The 23,890-nt window shown below is 63.2% G+C and carries 24 protein-coding genes; 11 read left to right on the plus strand and 13 right to left on the minus strand.

What is annotated here, in order from left to right:
• Window positions 1-6 precede the first annotated feature (6 nt).
• The 9 genes from QAZ47_RS28190 to QAZ47_RS28230 form a co-directional block, all read right to left on the minus strand.
• The gene (locus tag QAZ47_RS28190; RefSeq protein ID WP_278231544.1) at window positions 7-168 is read right to left on the minus strand and encodes a hypothetical protein; all 162 of its coding nucleotides are present in this window, start codon (window positions 166-168) and stop codon (window positions 7-9) included.
• Window positions 152-745, minus strand: coding sequence for a DUF2478 domain-containing protein (locus tag QAZ47_RS28195; protein WP_278231545.1), 594 nt, complete (start codon window positions 743-745; stop codon window positions 152-154). Before QAZ47_RS28195 ends, QAZ47_RS28190 begins: the two co-directional genes overlap by 17 nt.
• A 169-nt stretch (window positions 746-914) precedes the next feature.
• Window positions 915-1,196, minus strand: a complete 282-nt coding sequence (locus tag QAZ47_RS28200) for a hypothetical protein (protein WP_278231546.1) — start codon at window positions 1,194-1,196, stop codon at window positions 915-917.
• 10 nt (window positions 1,197-1,206) lie between these two features.
• Window positions 1,207-2,106: a peptidylprolyl isomerase gene (locus QAZ47_RS28205; protein WP_278231547.1), complete on the minus strand. Its 900-nt coding sequence runs from the start codon at window positions 2,104-2,106 to the stop codon at window positions 1,207-1,209.
• Window positions 2,107-2,109: 3 nt separating this feature from the next.
• Window positions 2,110-2,889, minus strand: a complete 780-nt coding sequence (gene narI, locus QAZ47_RS28210; RefSeq protein ID WP_278204181.1) for a respiratory nitrate reductase subunit gamma — start codon at window positions 2,887-2,889, stop codon at window positions 2,110-2,112.
• Window positions 2,890-2,901: 12 nt separating this feature from the next.
• Window positions 2,902-3,603, minus strand: a complete 702-nt coding sequence (gene narJ, locus QAZ47_RS28215) for a nitrate reductase molybdenum cofactor assembly chaperone (protein ID WP_278231548.1) — start codon at window positions 3,601-3,603, stop codon at window positions 2,902-2,904.
• Window positions 3,603-5,129, minus strand: coding sequence for a nitrate reductase subunit beta (gene narH / locus QAZ47_RS28220; RefSeq protein WP_278231549.1), 1,527 nt, complete (start codon window positions 5,127-5,129; stop codon window positions 3,603-3,605). The genes narJ and narH overlap by 1 nt, the downstream gene beginning before the upstream one ends.
• On the minus strand, window positions 5,126-8,866 hold the full coding sequence (locus QAZ47_RS28225; protein ID WP_278231550.1) for a nitrate reductase subunit alpha: 3,741 nt from the start codon (window positions 8,864-8,866) through the stop codon (window positions 5,126-5,128). The genes narH and QAZ47_RS28225 overlap by 4 nt, the downstream gene beginning before the upstream one ends.
• 14 nt (window positions 8,867-8,880) lie before the next feature.
• Window positions 8,881-11,622 (minus strand): MFS transporter, encoded by a 2,742-nt coding sequence (locus QAZ47_RS28230; RefSeq protein ID WP_278231551.1) that lies wholly within the window; start codon window positions 11,620-11,622, stop codon window positions 8,881-8,883.
• 153 nt (window positions 11,623-11,775) lie between these two features.
• Between QAZ47_RS28230 and QAZ47_RS28235 the strand changes: the two genes are divergently transcribed.
• From QAZ47_RS28235 to QAZ47_RS28255, 5 genes are all read left to right on the plus strand, one after another.
• On the plus strand, window positions 11,776-12,501 hold the full coding sequence (locus tag QAZ47_RS28235) for a helix-turn-helix domain-containing protein (protein ID WP_278231552.1): 726 nt from the start codon (window positions 11,776-11,778) through the stop codon (window positions 12,499-12,501).
• 264 nt (window positions 12,502-12,765) lie between these two features.
• Entirely contained in the window at window positions 12,766-13,311 is a 546-nt protein-coding gene (locus QAZ47_RS28240) for an iron transporter (protein ID WP_278231553.1), read from the plus strand.
• Between the two features lie 66 nt (window positions 13,312-13,377).
• The gene (locus QAZ47_RS28245) at window positions 13,378-13,734 is read left to right on the plus strand and encodes a cupredoxin domain-containing protein (RefSeq protein ID WP_278233899.1); all 357 of its coding nucleotides are present in this window, start codon (window positions 13,378-13,380) and stop codon (window positions 13,732-13,734) included.
• On the plus strand, window positions 13,731-14,579 hold the full coding sequence (locus QAZ47_RS28250) for an FTR1 family protein (RefSeq protein WP_278231554.1): 849 nt from the start codon (window positions 13,731-13,733) through the stop codon (window positions 14,577-14,579). The genes QAZ47_RS28245 and QAZ47_RS28250 overlap by 4 nt, the downstream gene beginning before the upstream one ends.
• Window positions 14,576-15,991 (plus strand): 4Fe-4S binding protein, encoded by a 1,416-nt coding sequence (locus QAZ47_RS28255; RefSeq protein ID WP_278233900.1) that lies wholly within the window; start codon window positions 14,576-14,578, stop codon window positions 15,989-15,991. Before QAZ47_RS28250 ends, QAZ47_RS28255 begins: the two co-directional genes overlap by 4 nt.
• Before the next feature lies 1 nt (window position 15,992).
• Here the strand turns inward: QAZ47_RS28255 and QAZ47_RS28260 are convergent, their stop codons facing one another.
• A complete protein-coding gene (locus tag QAZ47_RS28260; RefSeq protein WP_278231555.1) occupies window positions 15,993-17,156 on the minus strand; it encodes an NnrS family protein in 1,164 nt (387 codons plus the stop codon).
• A gap of 277 nt (window positions 17,157-17,433) precedes the next feature.
• Between QAZ47_RS28260 and QAZ47_RS28265 the strand changes: the two genes are divergently transcribed.
• Window positions 17,434-17,811, plus strand: coding sequence for a hypothetical protein (locus tag QAZ47_RS28265; RefSeq protein ID WP_278204197.1), 378 nt, complete (start codon window positions 17,434-17,436; stop codon window positions 17,809-17,811).
• Between the two features lie 21 nt (window positions 17,812-17,832).
• Here QAZ47_RS28265 and QAZ47_RS28270 read toward each other — a convergent pair whose 3' ends face one another.
• From QAZ47_RS28270 to QAZ47_RS28280, 3 genes are read right to left on the minus strand one after another with little or no spacing between them, the layout of a single operon-like run.
• The gene (locus QAZ47_RS28270) at window positions 17,833-18,105 is read right to left on the minus strand and encodes a DUF2249 domain-containing protein (protein ID WP_278231556.1); all 273 of its coding nucleotides are present in this window, start codon (window positions 18,103-18,105) and stop codon (window positions 17,833-17,835) included.
• Between the two features lie 11 nt (window positions 18,106-18,116).
• Window positions 18,117-18,710: a UbiX family flavin prenyltransferase gene (locus QAZ47_RS28275; RefSeq protein ID WP_278231557.1), complete on the minus strand. Its 594-nt coding sequence runs from the start codon at window positions 18,708-18,710 to the stop codon at window positions 18,117-18,119.
• A complete protein-coding gene (locus QAZ47_RS28280; RefSeq protein WP_278231558.1) occupies window positions 18,707-20,212 on the minus strand; it encodes a UbiD family decarboxylase in 1,506 nt (501 codons plus the stop codon). The genes QAZ47_RS28275 and QAZ47_RS28280 overlap by 4 nt, the downstream gene beginning before the upstream one ends.
• Window positions 20,213-20,512: 300 nt before the next feature.
• On the opposite strand from QAZ47_RS28280, the gene QAZ47_RS28285 reads away from it, so the two are divergent.
• The 5 genes from QAZ47_RS28285 to mog all read left to right on the plus strand — a co-directional run bounded on the left by QAZ47_RS28285 (window position 20,513) and on the right by mog (window position 23,802).
• Window positions 20,513-20,806 carry a hypothetical protein gene (locus QAZ47_RS28285; protein WP_278231559.1) on the plus strand — a complete coding sequence of 98 codons (294 nt, stop codon included), beginning with the start codon at window positions 20,513-20,515 and terminating at the stop codon, window positions 20,804-20,806.
• A 73-nt stretch (window positions 20,807-20,879) separates the two neighbouring features.
• Window positions 20,880-21,401 carry an SCP2 sterol-binding domain-containing protein gene (locus QAZ47_RS28290; protein ID WP_278231560.1) on the plus strand — a complete coding sequence of 174 codons (522 nt, stop codon included), beginning with the start codon at window positions 20,880-20,882 and terminating at the stop codon, window positions 21,399-21,401.
• A complete protein-coding gene (locus tag QAZ47_RS28295) occupies window positions 21,398-22,396 on the plus strand; it encodes a peptidase U32 family protein (RefSeq protein WP_278231561.1) in 999 nt (332 codons plus the stop codon). Before QAZ47_RS28290 ends, QAZ47_RS28295 begins: the two co-directional genes overlap by 4 nt.
• Window positions 22,397-22,399: 3 nt before the next feature.
• A complete protein-coding gene (locus QAZ47_RS28300; RefSeq protein WP_278231562.1) occupies window positions 22,400-23,299 on the plus strand; it encodes a U32 family peptidase in 900 nt (299 codons plus the stop codon).
• Window positions 23,300-23,304: 5 nt separating this feature from the next.
• A complete protein-coding gene (gene mog / locus QAZ47_RS28305; RefSeq protein ID WP_278231563.1) occupies window positions 23,305-23,802 on the plus strand; it encodes a molybdopterin adenylyltransferase in 498 nt (165 codons plus the stop codon).
• Window positions 23,803-23,890: the final 88 nt, after the last annotated feature.

Below are 23,890 nucleotides of genomic sequence, written 5' to 3' on the forward strand. Positions count from 1 at the left end.
AAGTGTTTAGCCCTGGCGGAAATCGCCGGAGACGCCGAACACTATCAGGATCGCGGCCAAAGAAATCAAAACCGACGGGCCGCCGGTCAAATTGACGACGGCCGCACAAGCGCCCGCAGCTCCGCCGGCAACGATGGAGCGCAGAATGATCTCAAGCCACCTCGGCACCGGCCATTCTCCCATCCTGGGATTGGTTGGGGTCACGCATCGAGCTACCGCGGAGCAGACGCTCCATGGCCGCGAACCGATCGGACGAAAGATGAGACAGTTCGATTTCCCGGGCGAGGTCGGCTGCAAATTCGCGGAACGGCGCAAGATTGACGACAGGAACGCCGATCAGCACGGGTACGGAAAGCTCGAGCGCCTTGGCGATCAGAGCCCTGAAGCCACCTCCTTCGGCCTCGGTCTTTCCGAATTTGCAGAGAACCAGCAGATCGGTCTGACCGCACAATCCCGCTGCCGCGGCTTCACAGGCGCCGAGCAGCCGATCGATATTCAAAACACAGCCTCGGGCATGGGGACCTCGATCGTCGGATATGCCGTGGAGCTGGCCTGTCGCGAGATCCCGCAGATGCATGTCGCATTTCACGCGATCCGGTTTCGGTTCGCTTAGCTGGACAAGGCCAGCCAAGCGCATGCCCCGCTCGGCCATGATGGCAGTAACTTCCCGCAGGAATGCCTCGAACTCCGAACCGTTCGAATAGACGATCGCGGTGATGGGACAGTCGGGACGAATGCCCTGCATGGGGTTCTCCTTCAGTTTGAATTTGTCTGCCGTGCAGCAGACACGACCGGATCGGTCTTATGCGCTGAGACCAGCGAGGCGGCGCCCAAGGCCACGCTTCGCGCCGTCTCGAAGGGCACCGCACCTGCGCCCGCGCAGAAGCAACTGTCGGGCAGTATTGCCGGCACGGTCATGCCTCGGCGCCCGGCAGCGTCTTTTCGAGAATCGCGCGCATGGCCGCAAGACCCGGATCCTGCGCACGGTTCATGATCCCGATGAGTTGCGTCCAAAGATCGTCGGATGCGGTGTCCACGAAATTGCGAACGGCCGAGCCCACGATATCGGCCGGCGAACGACCGGACTGATCGGCAGCGGCGGTCAGCCGCGCAGCCAAGGCCGGCTCTTCGAAAGCGGCAACGATTGCCATGGCCGCTTTCGGGTCCTCCAGCGAGGCAATGATATCTCCGAGCATCGCATCCGCCTCACTGCACCAGCGGCGAGGAAGCGCCGTCTATGACAATGCCGCCGATGTCCGCCCGGCCGACAAGGAGGGAGACGTATTGCGCCGTCGCCTGCCGGCTGACGTGCTCGGCCAGGTAGGACGCGATGCGTTCCCGCACGGCCTCGAACGGAAGCTGGCGGCCATCGATGCGCCGCGTCAGGCGGATGAGGTGGACGCCGTAACGCGTCTCCACCGGCGAAGAAATCTCACCCGGTGCGAGATCGCCGAGAGCGGCCTCGAATTCCGGCGTCGTGTCGCCCGGCCCGATCTGGCCGAGGCTGCCGCCAAGGGCTCCCGACGGACAATCCGAACAGTCGCGCGCCAGCACCGCGAAACGCTCGGGTGCCGCCGCAAGGCTGGACCTGAGCGACATCGCCTTTTCACGCGCGGCGGCAAAGGCCTCGCGATCATCGCGGCGGGCAGCTACGAGAATATGGTCGGCCTCATAAAGCGGCGGCGTCACGAAGCGGCGAAGATTGTTCTCGTAGAAGCGCCGCAGCATCTCCTCGTCCGCCTCGGGAACGCGAACCTCGCGCTCGATCAGGCCGCGCACCAGCGCGTCTTCGATGGTCTCCCTGCGCCCATCCTGGTCGGTCCTCTGCTCGGCGGCGATGCCGAGACGCCGCGCCTCCTGCAGGAGCAACTCGCGGATGACGAGCGCACGGGTCGCGGCACGCCAGCCCTCGCCGGGATTGCGGGCGGGAAAGTTCTGCACCTCGGCGGCGATCGCCTTGCGCGATATCGCCACTCCGTTGACGGTCACCAGCGGCATCGCCACGCGCTCGCGGGACGGCGCCGTGTCGGGAGCCGCAGGTCGGTGTTCGTGCGGATGTTCGGACGATTTGCGGCCGGCCGAGTGATCGATGACGAGCGCGGCCATGGTCTACTCCGCAGGCTGGTGGGAGGGAGCGGCAGCGGGTCGCCGCACCGGCGCGGACGACCGCACCGCAGGCGCCGGTGCGGGCTGCCGGCGGGTCGCGAAGCGTGTGCGCACGACCTGGTAACCTGGGCGGCCGAGATACCAGACCGGCGCGCTCCAGACATGAACCAGCCTGGTGAACGGGAAGACCAGGAAGATCGTCATGCCGAGCAGGAGATGCGCCTTGAAGATCGGGTTGACGTCGGCGACATAGGCCGCGGCCGCCGGCTGCAAGGTGAGAATGCCCTGCGCCCAGTTCATGAATTTCACCATCTCGTGGCCGTCCATGTGACCGAGCGAGACGAAGATGGTTGAAAGGCCAAGCGTGAGCTGCAGCCAGAGCAACAACAAAATCGCGATGTCGCCGGGCGCCGAGGTGTTGCGGATGCGCGGATCGAACAGCCGGCGATGGGCAAGAAGCGATATGCCGATGAAGCAGGCAACACCGGCGATTCCGCCGGCGGTGATGGCAAGACCCTGCTTGAAGCTGTGGGAAACGCCGAGCGCATCGAAGACCCAGATAGGCGTCAGCAGGCCGACGAAATGACCGCCGAAGATCACCAGTATGCCCACGTGGAAGAGATTGGAGCCCCAGCGGAGCTGGCGCCGCCGCAGCAGCTGGGAGGAGCCCGTCTTCCAGGTGTACTGCTCGCGATCGAAGCGGATCAGGCTGCCGAGCAGGAAGATGGTCAGGCAGAAATAGGGATACCAGCCAAAGAGCGCGTCGTTGATTGTGTCGGACATAGCTTCCCTCCGTCAGGCCGCATTGTTGCGCGCATCGCGATTGGCGGCACGCATCTGGATTCTCAGCCGGTCGACGGAACAGCCGTCGGTCGCATTTCCGGGACCGAATGCGACGGCGGTCTCTTCCCAGGCGGCATCGATGGTCGCCAGGTCGTCGGGCTCGTCGATTTCGGCGGCGGCGGCGACCACGGCAGGCACGCTGGCAATCGAGCGTAGCGCCGTGAACACGGCGGCATAGCCTGCGTTGCGCTTAGCGAGCCGCTCTTCCAGCAGCGAGAAGATGTGAGCGGTTTCATCGAGCAGGCCGCGCGCCTCCTCAAAGGGACGGGCGGAGAGGAACTCGAGGAAAAGCGGGATGAAGTCGGGCAATTCGTTTGCCGCGACGAGAAGCCCGCCACGCCGGTAATGTTCGACCAGATCGACCATCGCCTGGCCGCGATCGCGGCTCTCGCCATGGATGTGCTCGAAGAGGTGCAGCGAGTGACGGCGCGTCTTGTCGAACAACTCGACGTAACGCTCCTGCAGATCGTAAAGGTCGAGCGTGGCCAGATCGGCAAGCAGGAGCTGCAGGTGCTTGCCTGCTTCGTCCGATACCAATCCCTCGGCCGCGATCGCCGCGGCGATTTCCGGGATCGCCGCGCAAAGCTCCTCGGTCGGATAGGAAAGGAGGGCCGAGAGCGCCTTGAAGGTCCTGTTCGAGAGCGGCGCCACCATCACGCGATCTCCATCGGGTTTGTCGGCCGCTTGGTCTGCTTGGTGCCGAAGAGGTTGGTCTCCGTGGAACCGCCCGAGCAGCCATTGCCGAAGGAGAAGCCGCAGGAGCCGCGCATATCCTGGGCGTCCTCGCTCCATTCGCGGTGCGACGTCGGGATGACGAAACGATCCTCGTAATTGGCGATCGCCATCACCTTGTACATTTCGTCGATGGCCGAGCCGGTCAGGCCGACCCGCGCCGCGATCGATTCGTCGAGGCGGCCGTCGATCGTCTTTGCCCGCATATAGCTTCGCATCGCCAGCATGCGTTCGAGCGCGAGCGCCACAGGCTCCTCATTGCCTGCCGTCAGCAGATTGGCGAGATACTGGAGCGGGATGCGCAGGCTACGCACGTCGGGCATGTCGCCGTCCAGCCCCATCTTGCCGGCGGCGGCCGCCGACTGGATGGGCGAGAGCGGCGGAACGTACCAGACCATCGGCAGGGTGCGGTACTCAGGGTGCAGCGGAAAGGCGATTTTCCACTCCATCGCCATCTTCCAGACCGGCGACAATTTGGCCGCCTCCAGCCAGTTGTCGGGAATCCCGTCGGCACGGGCCTGGGCGATGACGGCCGGATCGTTCGGATCGAGGAAGACGTCGAGCTGCGCCTGATAGAGGTCTTCCTCACGCGGCATGCTGGCGGCCGCCTCGATGCGGTCGGCGTCGTAGAGGATCACGCCGAGATAGCGGATGCGCCCGACGCAGGTTTCCGAACAAACGGTCGGCTGGCCCGCCTCGATGCGCGGGAAGCAGAAGATGCACTTCTCCGATTTGCCCGACGACCAGTTGTAGTAGATCTTCTTGTAGGGGCAGCCGGAGACGCACATGCGCCAGCCGCGGCACTTGTCCTGATCGATCAGGACGATGCCGTCCTCCTCGCGTTTATAGATGGCTCCCGACGGGCACACCGCCGCGCAAGCCGGGTTGAGGCAGTGCTCGCAAAGCCTCGGCAGGTACATCATGAAGGTGTTTTCGAACTGGCCGTAGATGTCCTTCTGGACGCCCTCGAAGTTCACGTCCTTCGACCGCTTCTCGAACTCGCCGCCGAGGATCTCCTCCCAGTTCGGACCCCATTCGATCTTTTCCATCCGCTCGCCGGTGATGGCCGAGCGTGGGCGGGCCGTGGGGAAAGCCTTCGATTCCTTCGCCGTGTGCAGGTGTTCGTAGTCGAAAGTGAACGGCTCGTAATAGTCGTCGATCTCGGGCAAATCAGGGTTCGCGAAGATGTTGGCAAGGATGCGCCACTTGGCGCCCATCTTCGGCTCGATCTTGCCATTCTTCTTGCGGCGCCAGCCGCCGTTCCATTTCTGCTGGTTCTCCCACTCCTTGGGATAGCCGACGCCCGGCTTGGTCTCGACATTGTTGAACCATGCGTATTCGACGCCTTCCCGGTTGGTCCAGACGTTCTTGCAGGTAACCGAGCAGGTGTGACACCCGATGCATTTGTCGAGGTTCAGCACCATCGCGATCTGAGCGCGGATCTTCATTCTGCTGCCTCCCTGGGAGCATTGGCTTGCAAGGGTTCCTCGAGCCAGTCGACGGCCGCCATCTTGCGGACCACGATGAACTCGTCGCGGTTGGAGCCCACGGTTCCGTAGTAGTTGAAGCCGTAGGACTGGTGGACATAGCCGCCGATCATGTGCGTCGGCTTGAGCACCGTGCGCGTCACCGAATTGTGGATGCCGCCGCGGTTGCCGGTCAGTTCGGAGCCCGGCGTGTTCACGATCTTCTCCTGCGCGTGATACATCAGCATCATGCCCTGCTTGACACGCTGGGAGACGACGGCGCGGGCCGTAAGCGCCCCGTTGGCGTTGAAGACCTCGACCCAGTCGTTGTCGACTATGTCCGCGGCCTTGGCGTCGGTCTCCGAAATCCACACGACCGGACCGCCGCGATTGAGCGTCAGCATCAGGAGATTGTCGCTGTAGGTGGAGTGGATGCCCCATTTCTGGTGGGGCGTGATGAAGTTGAGGACGATTTCCTTGTTGCCGTTGGGCCTCAGTCCCTTGACGGCGGGAATCGTCTTGAGGTCGACCGGCGGCTTCCACGTGATGAAGCCTTCGCCGAAGGCCCGCATCCACAGATGATCCTGATAGAGCTGCTGGCGCCCGGTCAGGGTGCGCCACGGGATCAGTTCGTGGACGTTCGTGTAGCCGGCATTGTAGCAGACCTTCTCGCTCTCGATGCCGGACCAGGTCGGCGAGGAGATGATCTTGCGCGGCTGGGCCTGAACGTCGCGGAAACGGATCTTCTCGTCTTCCTTCGGGATGGCGAGATGGGCGTGGTCGCGGCCGGTCGCCTTGGAGAGCGCCTCCCAGGCCTTGACCGCGACCTCGCCATTGGTTTCGGGCGCGAGCATCAGGATGACTTCGGTGGCGTCGATGTCCGTCTCGATCCTCGGCAGCCCCTTGGCGGAGCCGGCGGCCTGGACGCCGTTGAGCGCGCCGAGCGCCTCGACCTCATGCGCCGTGTCCCAGCCGATGCCCTTGCCGCCATTGCCGATCTCGGTCATCAGCGGGCCGAGCGCGGTAAAGCGGGCGTAGAGGTTCGGATAGTCGCGCGTGACGACGCTGACGGCCGGCATCGTCTTGCCGGGGAGCGGTTCGATCTCGCCGCGCTTCCAGTCGGCGACATCGAAGGGCTGGGCGATCTCGCCGGGTGTGTCGTGCTGGATGGGAGTGAGGACGACGTCCTTCTCCACGCCCAGCACCTCCGGCGCGACCTTGGAAAAGGCCCTGGCAAGGCCCTTGTAGATATCCCAGTCCGAGCGCGCTTCCCAGGCAGGGTCCACCGCCGCCGACAGCGGATGGATGAAGGGATGCATGTCGGAGGTGTTGAGATCGTTCTTCTCGTACCAGGTCGCGGTCGGCAGCACGATGTCGGAGTAGACGCAGGTCGTCGACATGCGGAAGTCGAGCGTGACCAGAAGATCGAGCTTTCCCTGCGGCGCCTCGTCGTGCCAGACGACCTCCTTGTTGCGCACCTTGCCTTCGGCGCCGAGATCCTTACCCATGACGCCGTGCCTGGTGCCGAGCAGGTGCTTGAGGAAGTATTCGTGGCCCTTGCCGGAGGAGCCGAGGATGTTGGAGCGCCACACGAACATGTTGCGCGGCCAATTGGCCGGATCGTCCGGGTCCTCGCAGGCGAGGTCGAGCTCGCCCGACTTCAGCGCTTTCGCCACATAGTCCTTGACCTCGAGGCCAGCCGCCGAGGCGCGCTTGGCGATGTCGAGCGGATTCTGCTTCAACTGCGGCGCGGAAGGCAGCCAGCCCATGCGCTCGGCGCGAACATTGTAGTCGATGAAGCTCTGGTTCCAGTCCCCTTCGGGCGCTGTCGGCGACAGGATCTCCGCCGCCGTCAGGGTCTCGTATCGCCATTGGTCCGTGTGCGCGTAGAAGAAGGACGTCGAGTTCTGGTGGCGCGGGGGGCGCGCCCAGTCGAGCGCGAAGGCGAGCGGCGTCCAGCCGGTCTGCGGGCGCAGCTTTTCCTGGCCGACATAATGCGACCAGCCACCGCCGGACTGGCCGATGGCGCCGCAGAACACCAGGAGGTTGATGATCCCCCGGTAATTCATGTCCATGTGGTACCAGTGGTTGAGGCCAGCCCCCAGGATCACCATCGAGCGCCCGTTGGTCTTTTCGGCATTGGTGGCGAACTCGCGCGCCACGGTGACGATGGCGTCGCGCTTGACCCCGGTGATGCGCTCGGCCCAGGCGGGCGTGAACGGCACGTCGTCGTCATAGGAAGATGCGACATTGGCGCCGCCGAAGCCGCGGTCGAGGCCATAGTTGGCCATCAGCAGGTCGTAGACCGTGGCGACCTTCACCGGCCCATCGATGGTCTTTACCGTGCGGACCGGGATGTTGCGGGTCAGGATCTCGCCGTGCTCGGTGGCCACGAAATGCTCGCTCGCGCGGCCGCCGAAATACGGAAAATCGACGGCCGCGATGTCGGCGCCGTCGCCGGCAAGGGTGAGCTTCAGCCGAACATCCCGCCCCTTGCCGTCCTTTTCCTCGAGATTCCACTTTCCGTGCTCGCCCCAGCGGTAGCCGGCCGATCCGAGAGGCGCCACCAACGCGTCCTTCGCCTCGTCGATGGCGACCGTCTTCCATTGCGGATTGTTCTTTTCGCCGAGGGCTCCCCTGATCTCGGAGGCGCGCAGCAGGCGCTCGGGGACGAACCTGCCGTCGCGCTCCGCAAGCCGCACCAGGAAGGGCATGTCGGTGTAGCGTCGGGCATAGTCGTCGAAATAGGCGACGCTGCGTTCGAGGTGGTATTCGCGCAGGATGACGTGGCCCATGGCGAGCGCCAGCGCGGCGTCGGTTCCCTGCTTCGGATTGAGCCAGATATCGGCGAACTTCGTCGCCTCGGCATAGTCCGGCGAGACGACGGCGCTCTTGGTGCCCTTGTAGCGCACTTCGGTATAGAAATGCGCGTCAGGCGTGCGCGTCTGCGGCACGTTGGATCCCCAGACGATGATGAAGCCGGCATTGTACCAGTCGGCGCTTTCAGGAACGTCGGTCTGCTCGCCCCAGGTCTGCGGGCTTGCCGGCGGCAGGTCGCAGTACCAGTCGTAGAACGACATGCACACGCCGCCGAGCAGCGACAGATAGCGCGAGCCGGCCGCATAGGACACCATCGACATGGCCGGGATCGGCGAGAAGCCGATAATGCGGTCCGGGCCGTGCTTGCGGGCGGTGTAGGCATTGGCGGCTGCAACGAGCTCGTTCACCTCGTCCCAGGTGGCGCGCACGAAGCCGCCATGGCCGCGGATCGAGATGTAGGACTGGCGCTTGTTCGCATCCTCCACGATCGAGGCCCAGGCCGCGACGGGCGTCATCTTGGCGCGGGCGGCCCGCCACAACTTCAACAGCCGGCCGCGGATCATCGGGTATTTCACCCGGGCGCCGGAATATAGATACCAGCTGTAGGAGGCGCCGCGCGCGCAGCCGCGAGGCTCGTGATTGGGCAGATCGGGCCGCGTGCGCGGATAGTCGGTCTGCTGCGTCTCCCAAGTGACGATGCCGCCCTTGACGTAGATCTTCCACGAGCAGGAGCCGGTGCAATTCACACCATGGGTGGAGCGCACGATCTTGTCGTGCTGCCAGCGCTTGCGGTAGCCGTCTTCCCAGGAGCGATCCTCATTGGTCACGATCCCGTGGCCGTCGGAGAAACTGTCGACGGTCTTGCGAAAGAAGGTTAGCCGGTCGAGAAAATGCGACATTGCTTTGTCCCTGGTTATTCGGCTGCGGCCGGATGGACGGGCGCGCCGCGCTTGGCGCGCTCGATGTCATGGAGAAGGCCGCCCTTGCGGGTATAGACAGCCCAGGTGATGGCCAGACAGCTCACGTAGAACAGAAGGAAGGCCCATAACGCGGCGTTCGGCGAGCCCGTGAGCGCGATCGAGGTGCCGTAGCTCTTCGGGATGAAGAACGCACCGAAGGCCGCGATCGCCGAGGTGAAGCCGGTAATGGCTGCGGACTCCTTCTCCGCCTGCTGGCGACGCACTTCGGCGTTGGCCTTGGGCAACAAGCGGCCCATCTCCTTGGCCATGATCACCGGGATCATCTGGAAGGTGGAGGCGTTGCCGACGCCGGTGGCGAAGAACAGGAGCAGGAAGGCCGCGAAGAAGCCGAAGAACGCGCCCGGCTGATCCTTGATGCCGATGAACCACAAGACTCCAGCGACGCCTGCGATCATCAGCACGAAGGCCGAGAAGGTGACGCGCGCGCCGCCGTATTTATCCGCAAGCCAGCCGGAACCTGAACGCGAGAGGGCGCCGACGAGCGGGCCGAGGAAGGCGAACTGGAGCGCGTTGACGTCCGGAAACAGCATCTTGGTGAGCAGCGGGAAGCCGGCCGAATACCCGATGAAGGATCCGAAGGTGCCCGTGTACAGCCAGCACATGATCCAGTTGTGACGGCGCTGGAAGATCACGGCCTGCTCGCTGAAGGATGCCTTGGCCGAAGCGATGTCGTTCATGCCGAACCAGCTCGCGAAGGCCGAGACTATGATGAACGGGACGAAGACGAAGCCGGCATTCTGCAGCCAGAGCGGCGCATCGCCGGTCGGCCCCTTGACCATGGCCGGATCGCCGCCGAGCCAGCCGAATATCCCTGTGGTGATCGCCAGCGGCACGACGAACTGGACGACGCTGACACCGAGATTGCCGAGGCCGGCGTTGAGCGCGAGAGCATTTCCCTTCTCCGCCTTCGGGAAGAAGAAGGAGATGTTGGCCATGGAGGAGGCGAAGTTGCCGCCGCCGAAGCCGCAGAGCAGCGCCAGGATCAACAGCACGACATAAGGCGTGTCGGGGTTCTGCACCGCATAGCCGATGCCGACAGCCGGTATGATGAGCGACCAGGTCGTCAGCGTCGTCCAGAGCCTGCCGCCGAAGATCGGCACCATGAAGGAATAGAAGATGCGCAGCGTCGCCCCGGAGATTCCGGGCAGAGCGGCGAGCCAGAAGAGCTGATCGGTGGTGAAGGTGAAACCGACGAGCGGAAGCTTGGCGACGACGACCGACCACACCTGCCAGATGGCGAAGGAAAGCAGCAGCGCCGGGATCGAAAGCCACAGGTTGCGCTTCGCGATGCGGCGGCCGGTTTCGGCCCAGAAGGTCTTATCCTCCGGACGCCAGTCGGTAAGGGCGCCGCCCGTCCGGGTCTTTGCCACAGGCTCCGGCATTTGCTGCATTTCGGGGAAAGGCGGCAGCTTGGCGAGAGCCTCGCCGACAGTTCCACGTTCCATCTGGCGGATGGCCATATGCATCCAGAGCAGCGCGCCGGAGACCAGCAGGAAGAGCGCCATGAAGCAGCTCGTCCAGAGGCCGGTCAGGTCGAGCAGCAAGCCGAACAGGATCGGCAGCACGAAGCCGCCCAGGCCGCCGATCATGCCGACAAGCCCGCCGACCGAACCGACATGGTCGGGATAGTAGACCGGGATGTGCTTGTAGACGGCGGCCTTGCCGAGCGCCATGAAGAAGCCGAGCACGAAGATCGTGACGATGAAGCCGAAAAGGCCCATCTCGATGTGGAAGGAGGTCGTCGTGCCGTTGACGCCGTGGACGATGTAGTCGGTCGGCGGATAGGATAGAATGAAGGTCGCCACGACCGAGACGAAGAAGGTCCAGTAGAGCACGCGGCGCGCGCCGAAGCTGTCCGAAAGGTGTCCGCCATAGGCGCGAAATAGGCTCGCCGGCACCGAGAAGAAGGCCGCAATCATGCCGGCGGTCTTGATGTCGAGGCCGTAGACATTGATGAGATATTGCGGCAGCCAGAGCGCGAGCGCGACAAAGGCGCCGAACACGAAGAAATAGTAGAGCGCGAAACGCCAGATCTGGACGTTCTTCAGAGGCTCGAGCTCGAGCCAGGCGCTTTTCGGCTTGATGCCTGAGCGCCGGCGTTCGACGATGACCGGATCATCGTCCGTCGTGAGCCAGAAGATGACGGTCATGACGACGAGGGCCGCTGCCCAGACCTGCGCCACGGCCTGCCATCCGAAGGCGACGAGCACGAAGGGGGCGAGAAATTTGGTGACCGCGGCACCGACATTGCCCGCGCCAAAGATGCCGAGCGCCGTACCTTGTCTTTGCGGCGGAAACCAGCGTGACACATAGGCGACACCGACCGAAAAGGAACCGCCGGCGATGCCGACGCCGAGGGCGGCGACCAGCATTTGCGGATAGGTGTGGGCATAGGACAGAAGGAAAGTCGCGACCGCGGCCGCCAGCATGTTCACCGTGAAGACGATCCGGCCGCCGTAGCGATCGGTCCAGATGCCAAGCGCGACCCTGATCAGGGAGCCCGTCAGGATCGGCGTGCCGACGAGCAGGCCGAACTGCGTCTCGCTCAGGCCGAGTTCCTGGCGAATGCGAATGCCAATAATGGAGAAGATGGTCCAGACCGCGAAGCATACCGTAAATGCGGCCGTGCTCGCGCCCAGGATTTGACCGGACTTCTCATTCACGGTCGTTTTCATTGTCGGCAGCCCCTTTGACAGTTGGCCTCAAGATCGGAGGCCAACATGGCTAAGCCGGCACCGCGCAGCATTGATCCAAATCAAGGCGCGGCGTGACATTTGTCACAGATGATGCGGGCGGTGATGGAAACGCCGCTAATCGGAGAAGAGTCCTTGTTGGATGAAATGACGCATGAGGGCGTGGCGCCGGAAGAACTGCCGCTGTTTCGGGGGCTGCCGGCATCCCGCCGGAGCGAACTGCTGCGGCATGCCATGGTGCACAGCGTTTCCCCAGGCACCGTCCTGTTCGAACAAGGCGACGTGCCGAACTTCCAACTGATCGTGCTGGCTGGATCCGCGCAATTGTTCGGACGATCGGCCGAGGGCCGTGAAGTCTTGATCGAGGCTGTCCGGGCCCCGGATCTCGTCATCCCCGCCGCCGTCCTGACCGGTGCGCCTTATCTCATGCAGGCCCGGGTGCCCGAACCTTCGCGATTTTTGTTGATTCACGCGGCAGCGTTTCGAGCGGCCGTCGACGAGGATCCTTTGCTGGCGCACGCCGTGATCGGAAGCCTCGCGCACCAATTTCGACGCATGGTCCGTCAGATCAAGAACCTCAAGTTGAGAACCGCGACCCAGCGTGTCGGATGCTATCTCCTGGCCCTGTCGAAGCGGCAAGGCACGCCGGACCGAGCCGTTCTGCCATTCGAGAAGACGCTCATAGCCTCCGAGCTCGGCATTACCCGCGAGTCATTTTCGCGCGCATTGTCGAGCCTGGGAACGTCGGGCATCCGCGTCGACGGCCAGACGATCGAAATTCTCGATGCATCCCGCCTTGCCGCCGAATGCAGGCCCGACCCGCTCATTGACGGAGCGGACGCCGAGGACTTTCTGGTCTAGAGATCAGACGATTTCGGCCGCCTGCATCCGATCCAAATCACTGCCTTCCTTTCCTCGGTCACTGGTTTCGAAAATGCGACGCCCAGAAAACGTCGCGCTCTTTGCGCTGGCGCAAAGAGCCGATCGATCCGGCGAATAAGTAGACAAACAGGATCATGTTATCGATCTGTCGATCCGGAGCAGGTCGAGATCCGTTTTTCAATGCCAATCCGGAGATACCCTCTGAAGGCACAGGTCCGTGCCATCGGCAGCAAGGAGGCCGGCATGTCACGTCAGTCGATTTTGTTCTCATCCGTCGTGGGCCTGCTGGCCGGCGCCTCGGGCGTTTGCGCGATGGAATATCCCATCGGCAAGCCTCAGCTCACGAACGGCATGGAAATCGGCGCCGTGTACCTGCAGCCGATCGAGATGGAACCGGCCGACATGATGAAGCCGGCGGCCGATTCCGACATTCACCTCGAGGCCGATATCCACGCAGCGCGCGGCAATGCCAACGGCTTCGCCGAGGGCGATTGGATCCCCAACCTCAAAATCGAATATGTGCTGACCAAGCTCGGTGATAATCGGCAAACCGGCGGCGTTTTGATGCCCATGGTCGCCAGCGACGGCCCCCACTATGGCGACAACGTGAAGCTGATGGGGCCGGGCAAATACAGCCTGAACTACACGATTTCCTTTGGCGCATCTGGCGGCCACGCGCAGTTCGGGAGGCATGTCGACAAGGAGACGGGCGTGGCGGCGTGGCCCGCGCCCTTCCGCGTCGACTATGAATTCACCTTTGCCGGCGTGGGCAAGAAGGGCGGCTACTAGCGAGGCGGAACCCGCATCACACAGATCCCTCGTCTCGTGTCGGCCCCGAAACGCAAAGGAAATTCGATGGATAGCGCTTCTACCGGTCTGGCGGCGATTGTTGTCGGAGCCTGCCTGCTGGCGACCGCCGCGATCGCGGACGAAAGCCCCACCTTCGTGGTCGACCTCAAGGACGGGGTGATCACGCCGCCGTCCCTCGAAGTGCCAGCCAACTCCCAGTTCAGATTGGAGCTTCGCAATAGCGGATCCAACCCCGTGGAATTCGAGAGCATCGAGTTGCGCAAGGAGAAGGTGCTGGGGCCTGGGGCGGCTTCGTTCGTCGTGATCCGACGCCTCGATCCCGGCGAATATCGCTTCTTCGACGATTTTCATCCCGGCATGCCGCCTGCCACGCTTGTCGCCAAGGAACCGGCGGTTCAATGACTGCTCTGTTCGGACAGATCGCCTTCGTGGTCTGGCGGGAAAGCACCGAAGCAATCCTGGTTGTCGGTATCCTGCAAGGATGGCTGGCGCATCACGCGGGCGCCAAAGCCGCGACAGCGCGGTCTTTCCTGTGGACCGGCGTCGCCGCGGGACTTGGCGGAGCCTTTCTCCTGGCCGGGATCATCCTGTTCCTGGAGAGTCTGCTCGACGGAGAGCGGGCGGACTATTTTCAGATCGGCATGGCCGCGCTCGCCGCCTTGCTCATACTGCAGATGGTGGTCTGGATGCACCGGCAAGGCAGAGGGCTCAAACGAGATCTCGAGCACGGCGCCGAGCGGGCCCTGATCGCCGGCAATTGGGTGGGACTGTTCCTGTTGGCGGCAGTCGCCGTGATGCGGGAAGGAAGCGAAACCGTCATATTCCTCTACGGCCTCCTGGCATCCGCCAGGCAAACGACGCTTCCCGGAACGCTGGCCGCCGTCGCCGCCGGGTTTGCCTTCGCCGCTATATCCTACTGGCTGATCCACATTGCCGCCAAACGCTTTCCCTGGGTCGTTTTCTTCCAGGTGAGCGAATTTCTTCTGCTGTTCCTGGCGGGATCGCTTTTGATGACCGCGCTCGACCGCGCCATCGGGTTGGAGCTGGTCCCGCCGCTGTCCAGGGCAGTTTGGGACACGTCCTGGCTGCTGGACGATACAGGCAGGCTGGGCGGCCTGGTTGCGACCATGACGGGCTATCGTGCCCGTCCCGACCTCGCAACCATCCTGGCCTATGCGATCTACTGGATAGCCGTGCTTGGGCTGCTGCGTTCACCGCGCCCGCATCGCACGCAACCATGTCCATGACGACAACGATCGTTCCTCGGCACGCCCCTTCAGTTCGACCCGATCAATCCGACGACGTCTGGCGGAAGGCCGGCGATTGGCTCCAACGCCATCAGGCAACGATCCGGATGGTGCAATGGACGATGGTGCTCGTGTACGCCGTTCTCCTGATCGTGCCTGTCTTTCTGCCGCTTCCGGACAACGCGGCCTATCTGTGGTCCAACTTCACGCGCTTCGCGCAATTCGTGTTCTGGGGCGTCTGGTGGCCGCTCGTGCTCCTGGGCACCGCGCTGGTCGGTCGGATATGGTGCGGCATCTTCTGCCCTGAAGGAGCGATAAGCGAATTTGCCAGCGGACGCGGGCGCGGCAGGGCTATACCGCGCTGGATGACATGGCCCGGCTGGCCGACCGCCGCCTTCGCCTGCACGACGCTCTACGGCCAGATGACGAGCGTCTACCAGTACCCCGCTCCGACGCTCCTGATCCTCGGCGGCTCGACCCTGGCGGCCGCGCTGATCGGCTTTCTCTACGGGCGCAACAAGCGCGTGTGGTGCCGCTATCTCTGTCCGGTCAGCGGCGTCTTCGGCCTGCTGGCAAAGCTCGCCCCGCTGCATTTCCGCGTCGAGCCGCCGCTCTGGCAGCTTTCGCAGCTCTCGGGAACCAAGCCAAAGGCGATCAACTGCGCACCGCTCGTGCCGATCCGGACCATGCGTGGCGCCAGCGACTGCCACATGTGCGGGCGCTGCAGCGGCTTTCGCGGGGCAGTTCGTCTGGCTCGCCGCTCGCCAAATCACGAAATCGTCCATGTTGCAGGCGCCGTCGCCAAGCCTTGGGAAACGATCCTGATCGTGACGGGGCTAATGGGTCTCGCCGCAGGCGCGTTTCAATGGTCGGTCAGCCCGTGGTTCGTGCAGGCGAAGACATGGGCGGCTGAACGGCTGATCGAATATGGGGTGACGTGGCCGCTCGAAGCCACGGCACCGTGGTGGATCCTGACGAATTACCCTGGCGACGTGATGACGCTTCTCGACGGAGCGTTGCTCGTCGCCTATGTGCTCGCGGCTGCCATCGCCAGCGGCGCGTCGACGTTTTCCTCGCTGGCTTTGGCCGCGCGCTGCCTTGGCCCCTGGCGAACGCGGAGGCTTCACCATCTTGCCCAGTCGCTCATTCCTTTGGCGGGCGCCGGAGTCTTGCTCGGCCTTTCCGGCCTCACCGTCAGCCAATTGCGGTCGGATGGAATCGTGCTGCCGTTCGTCGACCCGCTGCGCGCTGCTGTCCTGACGATGGCGACCTTCTGGTCCGGGGTTCTGTGCTGGCAGGTGACGGGAATCTACAGCCGGCAACCGGTCCGACGAATGCTCGCTCTATTCCTGGTCGGGCTGGCGATGATGCCAGCCGTGGCGGGGTGGGTCCTGCTTTTCTGGATCTGGTAGCCTATTTCATGCCAACTCCGAGCAAGGCCCCGCGATAGGCAGTTAGAAACAGGCCAAACGAGATGATCCATAAAGTTCCTGAAAAGCTTGCCAGCGGGCCGACATAGCCGGGCAGCACTTCGATCAGGAGGCGGGACAGGCAGCAGGCGGTCATCGCCGCGAGCGCCCCGGTCGCAGGAGCCGAGGGCACAAAGGCGAGACGGCTATGCTTGCGGATCATGCTCGCCATAATGGCCAGGACCATGGTTCCGATAGTGCCGATGGTCCATGCATGAACAGCGGTCGCCTGGCCCAGCATCGCTGGCGCAAAGATATGGATCGCCAGGAATGCAAAACCCGCAACGATCCATCCGTAGCCTATGTGAAGGCCAAGCACCGTCGGCGACGACAGGCTGCGCCAGCCTTGCCATTGGGCGGCCCGGATCGCTTGGCTAAAGGCGGCAAGAGCGCAGGCAAGGCCGCTGAGCTGCGTCTCCGGCGCCGCAACCCACAAACACAATGCACACATTGTCAGCAGCGCTGCCGCGTGCTCCCTGGAAGCGGAGCGGCGCACGACAATTCGGCCGCCGGCGCTCTCGATATAGGCCACGGTCAAGGCCGGCACGACACGCCCTCCGATGATGATGACGAGGCCGATGATCGAGGCGAGCGCCAGTCTCAATGCAAATTCGACCTCGCAGGATACCGCGACAAGTACATTGCTGCCGAAAAAGGCGGCCAGGAGAAGCAGTATCTTGAGATTGCGGCGATCCCGACCGGCGATCACCACTCTGGCCGCGATCAACAAAAGCGCGAGAATCCAGATCGCCGAACACGCAAGTCCGAAGGACGGTGGCAGCAACAGGAAGGCTAACCGGCCGCAGGCCCACAAGACAATGAGCAGGCATGTCGTGCGCGGCAGCACTGCCTGACGTCCAGTCCAGCGCGGCAGCGCGGTCAGCAGGAAGCCAGTCAGTACTGCCGGGACCATCCCGAACAGGAGCAAGTCGCGATGCCAATCGCCGGCAGAGATCGCGGTTGCGCCGAAGGCTTGTGTTCCCAGCACTGACGGCAACCAGCCACCGGCGCCCAACATGGCGTCGACCGCGGCCGCGAGAAAAAACGGCCGAAACGGCAAATGCGCCGGCTTCGTTTTGAAGGCGTTGAAGTTGCCGTCGGCGCTCATGCGACCCGTCCTCCGGAATGGCGATACATCTCCTGCGGCGTCGCCCGACCGGCAAGAAGGACAAGTATGGCGCAATAGGCGCGAGGATCGGTTTGGTGTTTGCTCCAGCGCAAACATCCTTCAGAAGTATCGACTATCTTGAGGATTGTTCTTGAAGCAGTTCAGCGATCTGGTTCCCGGCATGGGACGGTCTCGTTCTTCTCGGCCAGGCTGCTCAGGGCGCAGGTCAACTGCACAGCGCCTCCAGGCGGCCTGTCTGCGACGGGAGAAGAAGAAGATGAAGCACGGCCTTCCCGAAAACAGCGCCGCGGAAATGGCGATCACCGTTGCCCGGCTGGCAGGGCTGATCGACGAGGCGGGGTTGGATTGCCGGTGCCGCTCCAAGCTTGACGAGACGTTGTCCCGTTTCGCCCGTTTGGAGATAGGGCCGGCGGCCCGCGGGCATCTCACCAACGCGCGCCATCAACGCGCGCATATCGAGGCCATTCTATTGTTTTTGCAGGATCTCGACGAGATAGGAGAGGCCGAACGGGATAGCAGTGTCTACCACGACTTCGCCCTTCTCTTTGACGACATCGCGACGATCGCAAGGGATGGCGCGCTTTCGATGCGACAGCTCGGTCAATTTGCCGCTCTCACCGCAATTGTACGCTAGTTGAGACCTTGAGCCGGGCGGTCATTGAGCTGGTTTTCTTTTCCCGATTTCGATCAGCCATTCCGGTGGCCCAATCTCGAGACAAACCCAGACGAAGTCGCCGGCGAAGGACGACTCGAGCTGACGCTTCAATCGGCGGGGATCGAAGTCCAGGATCACCGAGAACGCCTGCCCCGGCTCGAGGCTGTCGAACATCGACATGACGGCCGACTGTTTCCTCGCCGGATGAAGCCGCCTCACGTCAAATGGCTCGGCCTTCTGCTCCGGAAGATTCGTCCGGGCCTTTCCTCTCATTGAACGCTCCATCAGAGTGATCGACGGGTTGCGGCGTTGTCTTCGCCCCATCTCGTCAACTTGTCGCCAGGGTCCACGCCCGCCCAGTTGACGAGTCGAGCGGCCATCTCGACGACCATCGCCTCGATCGAAGCCGGCTTGACATAGAATGGCGGCACCGGCGGCGCGATGATCGCTCCCATCCGCGTCAACCTCAGCATCGCATCGAGATGCCCTTCATGCAGAGGTGCTTCACGCGGCACAACCACCAGCCGGCGCCGTTCCTTCAGGACGACGTCGGCCGCCCGGGTAAGAAGGTTGTCGCCCAGGCCGTGCGCCATCGCCGCCAAGGTCCGCATCGAGCATGGAACGACGATCATGCCGTCCGTCCTGAAGGAGCCGCTGGCAATGGGCGCGGCCAAGTCCTGGTGGGAGTGAGCATGGTTGGCGAGCGATGTAAGCTGAGACAGTCCGTCGGCGCCGATCTCGTAGGCAATGGTCATTCGCGCGCTCTTTGAGGTGACGAGATGGGTTTCCACCCCACCTCTGACCAGTTGGCGTATGGTCTCGAGAGCCAGCACGGAACCAGATGCGCCGGTAACCCCTACTATTATGCGTTTGGTCATTTCTGCGCCGAACCGGTTGGTTGCGGAAAAAGCTCGGCCCAACGCCCCGAAACTCTTTCGACGATCTGCGATGACATCTTCAGCTCCTTCCCCCATTCGCGAGACGTCTCGGATCCGATCTTGCGCGTCGCGTCGAATCCGATTTTCCCTCCAAGCCCTTCCAGTGGCGACGCGAAGTCGAGGGAGTCGATAGGGGTCCGATCCAGCTTCATCAGATCGCGCGAGACATCCATGCGCGTGGCCACCGCCCACATCACGTCCGACCACGACCGGATGTCGATGTCTTCGTCCACCACGACGACCATCTTGGTCATCGAGAACTGCGGCAGCAGCGACCAGAATCCCATCATCACGCGCCGCGCCTGTCCGGCATATTTCTTGACGATCGATATGACCGCAATTCTGTAGGAGCAGGCTTCCGGCGGCAGCCAGACGTCGAGAATTTCCGGTATCTGCTGTCGCAGCAGCGGCTTGTAGACGTCGAGCAGCGCCTCGGCGAGGACGGACGGCTCGTCGGGCGCGCGCCCGGTGAACGTCGTGAGATAATTCGCGCCGTCCTTCACGCGAATGCGCTTCAGCTTGAAGACGGGAAAATGCTCCACGCCGTTATAGTATCCGGTGTGGTCGCCGAAGGGACCTTCCTGCGCCGTTTCGTTGGGTGAAACGGTGCCCTCGAGCACGATCTCGGAACTGGCGGGAACATGGAGCTCTATGCTCTTGCATGGAGACAATCCGACCCGTCGATCGTTGATCATCCCAGACAGCGACAGTTCCGATACGCCCTCGGGCGCCGGCATCACCGCCGCTATCAAGGTCGCGGGGTCCGCGCCGATGACGACGGCGACGGGCATCTCGAGCCCCCTCGCCTGCCACATGCGATGGTGGGCCGCACCGCCTCGCATGGGCAGCCATCTTATGATCGCCCGGTCCCGGGCGATTACCTGCATCCGGTATATGCCCAGATTGTACTTGCCGGGATCGTCGTCGCCCGGCGGCCGGGTGACGACCACCGGCCATGTGATGAGAGGACCGGCGTCCTCCGGCCAGCAGGTCTGGATGGGAAGGATCGCGAAATCCGGCTCCGCATCCCTCCATATCCTTGACGAAACGATCTTCGGGCGCGCCGCCAACGCGCCGCGCGCAGCGGAGAACATGTGGCGGGCCTGACGCAAGTTCTGCGGAACTTGGGGGGACCTCATCCATGCCAGCAGGGCGCCGAGAGTCTCGAGTCCGCGAATGTCCGTGCCCAGCCCCCACGCGACGCGCTCCCGCGTCCCAAAGATGTTTGCCACGACCGGAAAGCGCGAACGACCTCCCTGGTCATCCACCGGCATGGCCATGCGCAGCGCCGGCCCCTGCTCCGCAATCACCCTCTTGTGTATCTCCGTCAATTCGAACCGGGTCGACACCGGGGCGCGGATTTCTCGCAGTTGGCCCTTCGCGTCCAGGTACGAAAGAAAGGAGCCGAGGTCGGAGAATTGGGGAAGAAGGCGATAATGCATGGCGAAATCCGGCACGACCGGTCCGTCGGCTACGCCGTTCTCTCACGGCGGCCGCTCGAAAACATTGCGCTAGGTCAAAGAGCGGGCTGTTTGCGCGCTGTACGTTAAAGCCAACGGTCCGCCCGCCTCAGGGGCAGGCCGGCATCGAGGCAGTGTCGGGGAGACGTTCAGATGGCCAGCAACCTAATCAACGACACTTTTGAAGCATGCCGGTCCGCGATCGCCGTTTTCAAGGATCGTAGGCGGAGCAGGACCGCGAGAAGGGAGTTCTGGGCGCTTGGGCCAGAGGAATGCAGGGGCATGCTGAACGACATCGGCATGTCGGCCAACGAATTCGATGACGCCATGCATCTGCCTTATGCAGCACAGGATTTCCTCACGTTGGCGATGCTTTCGGTCGGGATCGATCCCGACGACTTTCATACGCTGGAGTTCGCGCATGACCACTTCATGTCCCGGACCTGCATCACCTGTCCGCATCGCCGCATATGTTACGATCATATGCAGGCCTTCGATTTCGAAAGCCACTATCGGGATTTCTGCCCCAACAGGGATAATTTTTCGAAGCTGCTCGGCAAAAGATGCGATGCCTAGCCGGCCGTAAAATCTTCATGATCGAACGCAGACCGGACAGCGCTTGAAAATGCGGCCTCAAAACGCCGAGCCAATGTTGCCAGGATTTGTTCGCCACCTGTTTCCGACGGTCGCAGGGCTGCCGGCCGGCCCGTTGCTGACATTGTCCTTGCGCTCGCTTGCCAGGCGGCGTCCCGGCCTTTTCGAGCGCCTGGGCGAATACCGGTCGGCCTGCTTCGGCATCGATCCCGTGGATCTCGCATTCGCATTTCGCGTGGTCCCGGACGGACTGAGATCGAGCGTCCGCGTCGTGAGCAAGGATGGGGCCGCCGGGTCGGACGTGCTGATCAGGGGACCGCTTTTGACCCTGTTGAGCCTGCTTGACGGCACGCTTGACGGCGATGCGATGTTCTTCAGCCGCATCATCTCGATAAGTGGGCGCACGGAAGCGGTGCTCGCCTTGAGGAACACGATAGAGGATGCCGAGCTTCGTCCGTCGGACCTGCTCGGACTGCACGGCATCCTGGCTCGTTGTGTCGATACGGGTGTCCTCGGCGCCCTGGGCGCCGCACGGCGATTGGCCGACAACAGCCCAAGCGAGGCGCGGAAAGCATGACCACGACACGCATGGAACTTGTCTGTCCGGCGGGAACTCCGGCGACGCTGAGGGCAGCCGTCCAGGCGGGAGCGGACGCGGTCTATTGCGGATTTCGCGATGAAACCAACGCCCGTAATTTCCCCGGGCTCAACTTCTCCCGGGACGAACTCGCCGAGGGCGTGCGCTTCGCCCACGACCACGGCAGCAAGGTTCTGGTCGCGATCAATACATTCGCGCGCGTCGACGATGTCGATATCTGGAAGAAGGCAGCGGACATGGCGGCGGAAAGCGGCGCGGATGCCATCATAGCCGCGGACTTCGCCGTGCTCGACCATGTGGCAAGGAACCACAAGCAAATCCGCCTTCATCTGTCGGTGCAGGCCGCCGCGGCGACGCCGGAAGCGATCGGATTCTACGCGGCTCGGTTCGGCATCCGGCGCGTGGTGCTTCCAAGGGTTCTGTCGCTCCAGGAGATCGCCGCGCTGAACCGTGCGATCGACGTGGAAACCGAAGCCTTCGTTTTCGGCGGCCTTTGCGTGATGATCGAGGGACGCTGCTATCTCTCTTCATACGCGACGGGGAAATCGCCCAATCTCAACGGCGTCTGCTCGCCACCCGAAATGGTGAGCTACGACGAAGAGCCGAGCGGCACGGCGGCACGGCTGTCGGGCTTCACGATCGACCGGTATGGGCGCGGCCAGCCGGTGGGATATCCCACCCTGTGCAAGGGCAGATTCAAAGCCGGCGGCAAGACCTCTCATCTGTTTGAGGATCCCGTCAGCCTGAATGCCGGCGGGATGATTTCGGGCCTGAAGGCCGCCGGGGTGACTGCGTTGAAAATCGAGGGACGCCAGCGCGGCAAGGGCTATGTAAGCGAGGTCGTGCGCGCCTTCAGGAAAGCCGTCGATGCGGTCGAAAAGGGCGGCGAGGCCGTTGACATCGACCGGCTTCTCGCCGGCCAGTCGGAAGGGGCTCGGCAGACGTCCGGCGCTTACGAGAAGAAATGGAGATAGCCGGTGTCCGAAATCGCACTGACGCTTGGACCGGTCTTCTTCCACTGGTCTCCCGACCGTCTCCTCGATTTTTACCGCAGGATAGCGGACGAGGCCCCGCTCGACCGGGTTCACGTCGGTGAAGTCGTCTGCGGAAAACGCATGCCGTTTTCGGACCCCGTCTGGCCGGCGGTCATCGAAAGGCTGGAACGCGGCGGCAAACAGGTGGTGCTGTCCACGCTGGCGGCGCCGGCGACCGTTCGGGAACGCAGAAGCGTCGGGGATCTTTGCGGGGACGAGAGGATGGTGGAGATCAACGATGTCTCCGGCCTGCCGTCACGTTCCGGCAAATCCTTCGTCGCGGGTCCGTTTGTGAATGTTTACAACGAGGCTTCGGCAAAGTTCCTGATCCAACTCGGCGCGCAAACGATCTGCCCGCCCGTGGAATTGTCGTTTGCCGCGATCGGCGCCATGTCCGTGAAGTGTCCGGAGGCTGAGTTCGAGATTTTCGCTTTCGGTCGGCTGCCGCTCGCCCTCTCCGGACGGTGTTATCATGCGCGGATCCATGGCCTTCACAAGGATTCGTGCCAGTTCACATGCGAAAAGGATCCCGACGGTCTCTCGGTCGATACGCTCGACGACCAGCAGTTTCTTGCGGTCAACGGCGTGCAGACCCTTTCCAACCAGGTTCAGGCCTTCTGCCCCGCGCCTGACGCACTCGCCGCAAAGGGCGTCAGACGCCTCCGTTTGTCCCCCCAGACATGCGACATGGTCGAGGTGGCGAGGATCTACAGACGACTTGCCGACGCCAAAGAGGAACCCGAAGATGCCCGCTTCGCCCTGTCGTGCCTCGATCTGCCCGGCACGCTGGTCGACGGCTACGTCCACGCCAAGCCCGGATGGCAGGTAACCGCCCCGGTCTGACGGAAATGACCCAGATTGCAATCGTGACCATTTCCGATCGCGCGAGCCGCGGCGAGTATGAGGATCTTGGCGGACCGGCGATCGAGCGCTGGCTCAGTAGTGTCCTGGCGGAGCCGTGTGGTTTTGTCCGTCGCATCGTTCCCGACGGCCTGGAGAGCGTCCGTGACGTGCTCATCGAGCTTTGCGACCAGGCGGGCGCCGACCTGATCCTTACGACGGGCGGAACCGGCCCCTCCCCGAGGGACCTCACTCCGGAAGCCATGCGGCAGGTCATCACCAAGGAGTTGCCCGGTTTCGGCGAACTCATGCGGCAAGCGAGCTTGCAGCAGGTGCGAACGGCCATCCTCTCCCGTCAGACTGCCGGGGTGCGCGGCCGATCGCTGATCATAAACCTGCCCGGAAAACCGTCTTCCATCGACGTGTGCCTCAGCGCTGTCTTCCCCGCCGTGCCTTACTGCCTCGAGCTCATCGGCGCGGGCTCGATCGTGGTCAATTCCTCTTAAAGCGCGTCGCGCTGAAACGGATTCAGGCGACGCGCTTTAAGCCTTGTTTGATGCATGTCGTTGTCCCAGAACCGCTGCACACTTCTGG

It is taken from the genome of Mesorhizobium sp. WSM4904 (assembly GCF_029674545.1).
Classification (GTDB): Bacteria; Pseudomonadota; Alphaproteobacteria; order Rhizobiales; family Rhizobiaceae; genus Mesorhizobium.

Excerpts from the sequence above, each read along its gene's own strand:
- QAZ47_RS28195 (WP_278231545.1), bottom strand. The coding sequence starts at position 745 with ATGCAGGGCATTCGTCCCGACTGTCCCATCACCGCGATCGTCTATTCG.
- QAZ47_RS28200 (WP_278231546.1), bottom strand. The coding sequence starts at position 1,196 with ATGCTCGGAGATATCATTGCCTCGCTGGAGGACCCGAAAGCGGCCATG.
- QAZ47_RS28205 (WP_278231547.1), bottom strand. The coding sequence starts at position 2,106 with ATGGCCGCGCTCGTCATCGATCACTCGGCCGGCCGCAAATCGTCCGAA.
- narI (WP_278204181.1), bottom strand. The coding sequence starts at position 2,889 with ATGTCCGACACAATCAACGACGCGCTCTTTGGCTGGTATCCCTATTTC.
- narJ (WP_278231548.1), bottom strand. The coding sequence starts at position 3,603 with ATGGTGGCGCCGCTCTCGAACAGGACCTTCAAGGCGCTCTCGGCCCTC.
- narH (WP_278231549.1), bottom strand. The coding sequence starts at position 5,129 with ATGAAGATCCGCGCTCAGATCGCGATGGTGCTGAACCTCGACAAATGC.
- QAZ47_RS28225 (WP_278231550.1), bottom strand. The coding sequence starts at position 8,866 with ATGTCGCATTTTCTCGACCGGCTAACCTTCTTTCGCAAGACCGTCGAC.
- QAZ47_RS28230 (WP_278231551.1), bottom strand. The coding sequence starts at position 11,622 with ATGAAAACGACCGTGAATGAGAAGTCCGGTCAAATCCTGGGCGCGAGC.
- QAZ47_RS28240 (WP_278231553.1), top strand. The coding sequence starts at position 12,766 with ATGTCACGTCAGTCGATTTTGTTCTCATCCGTCGTGGGCCTGCTGGCC.
- QAZ47_RS28245 (WP_278233899.1), top strand. The coding sequence starts at position 13,378 with ATGGATAGCGCTTCTACCGGTCTGGCGGCGATTGTTGTCGGAGCCTGC.
- QAZ47_RS28250 (WP_278231554.1), top strand. The coding sequence starts at position 13,731 with ATGACTGCTCTGTTCGGACAGATCGCCTTCGTGGTCTGGCGGGAAAGC.
- QAZ47_RS28255 (WP_278233900.1), top strand. The coding sequence starts at position 14,576 with ATGACGACAACGATCGTTCCTCGGCACGCCCCTTCAGTTCGACCCGAT.
- QAZ47_RS28260 (WP_278231555.1), bottom strand. The coding sequence starts at position 17,156 with ATGAGCGCCGACGGCAACTTCAACGCCTTCAAAACGAAGCCGGCGCAT.
- QAZ47_RS28265 (WP_278204197.1), top strand. The coding sequence starts at position 17,434 with ATGAAGCACGGCCTTCCCGAAAACAGCGCCGCGGAAATGGCGATCACC.
- QAZ47_RS28270 (WP_278231556.1), bottom strand. The coding sequence starts at position 18,105 with ATGAGAGGAAAGGCCCGGACGAATCTTCCGGAGCAGAAGGCCGAGCCA.
- QAZ47_RS28275 (WP_278231557.1), bottom strand. The coding sequence starts at position 18,710 with ATGACCAAACGCATAATAGTAGGGGTTACCGGCGCATCTGGTTCCGTG.
- QAZ47_RS28280 (WP_278231558.1), bottom strand. The coding sequence starts at position 20,212 with ATGCATTATCGCCTTCTTCCCCAATTCTCCGACCTCGGCTCCTTTCTT.
- QAZ47_RS28285 (WP_278231559.1), top strand. The coding sequence starts at position 20,513 with ATGCTGAACGACATCGGCATGTCGGCCAACGAATTCGATGACGCCATG.
- QAZ47_RS28290 (WP_278231560.1), top strand. The coding sequence starts at position 20,880 with ATGTTGCCAGGATTTGTTCGCCACCTGTTTCCGACGGTCGCAGGGCTG.
- QAZ47_RS28295 (WP_278231561.1), top strand. The coding sequence starts at position 21,398 with ATGACCACGACACGCATGGAACTTGTCTGTCCGGCGGGAACTCCGGCG.
- mog (WP_278231563.1), top strand. The coding sequence starts at position 23,305 with ATGACCCAGATTGCAATCGTGACCATTTCCGATCGCGCGAGCCGCGGC.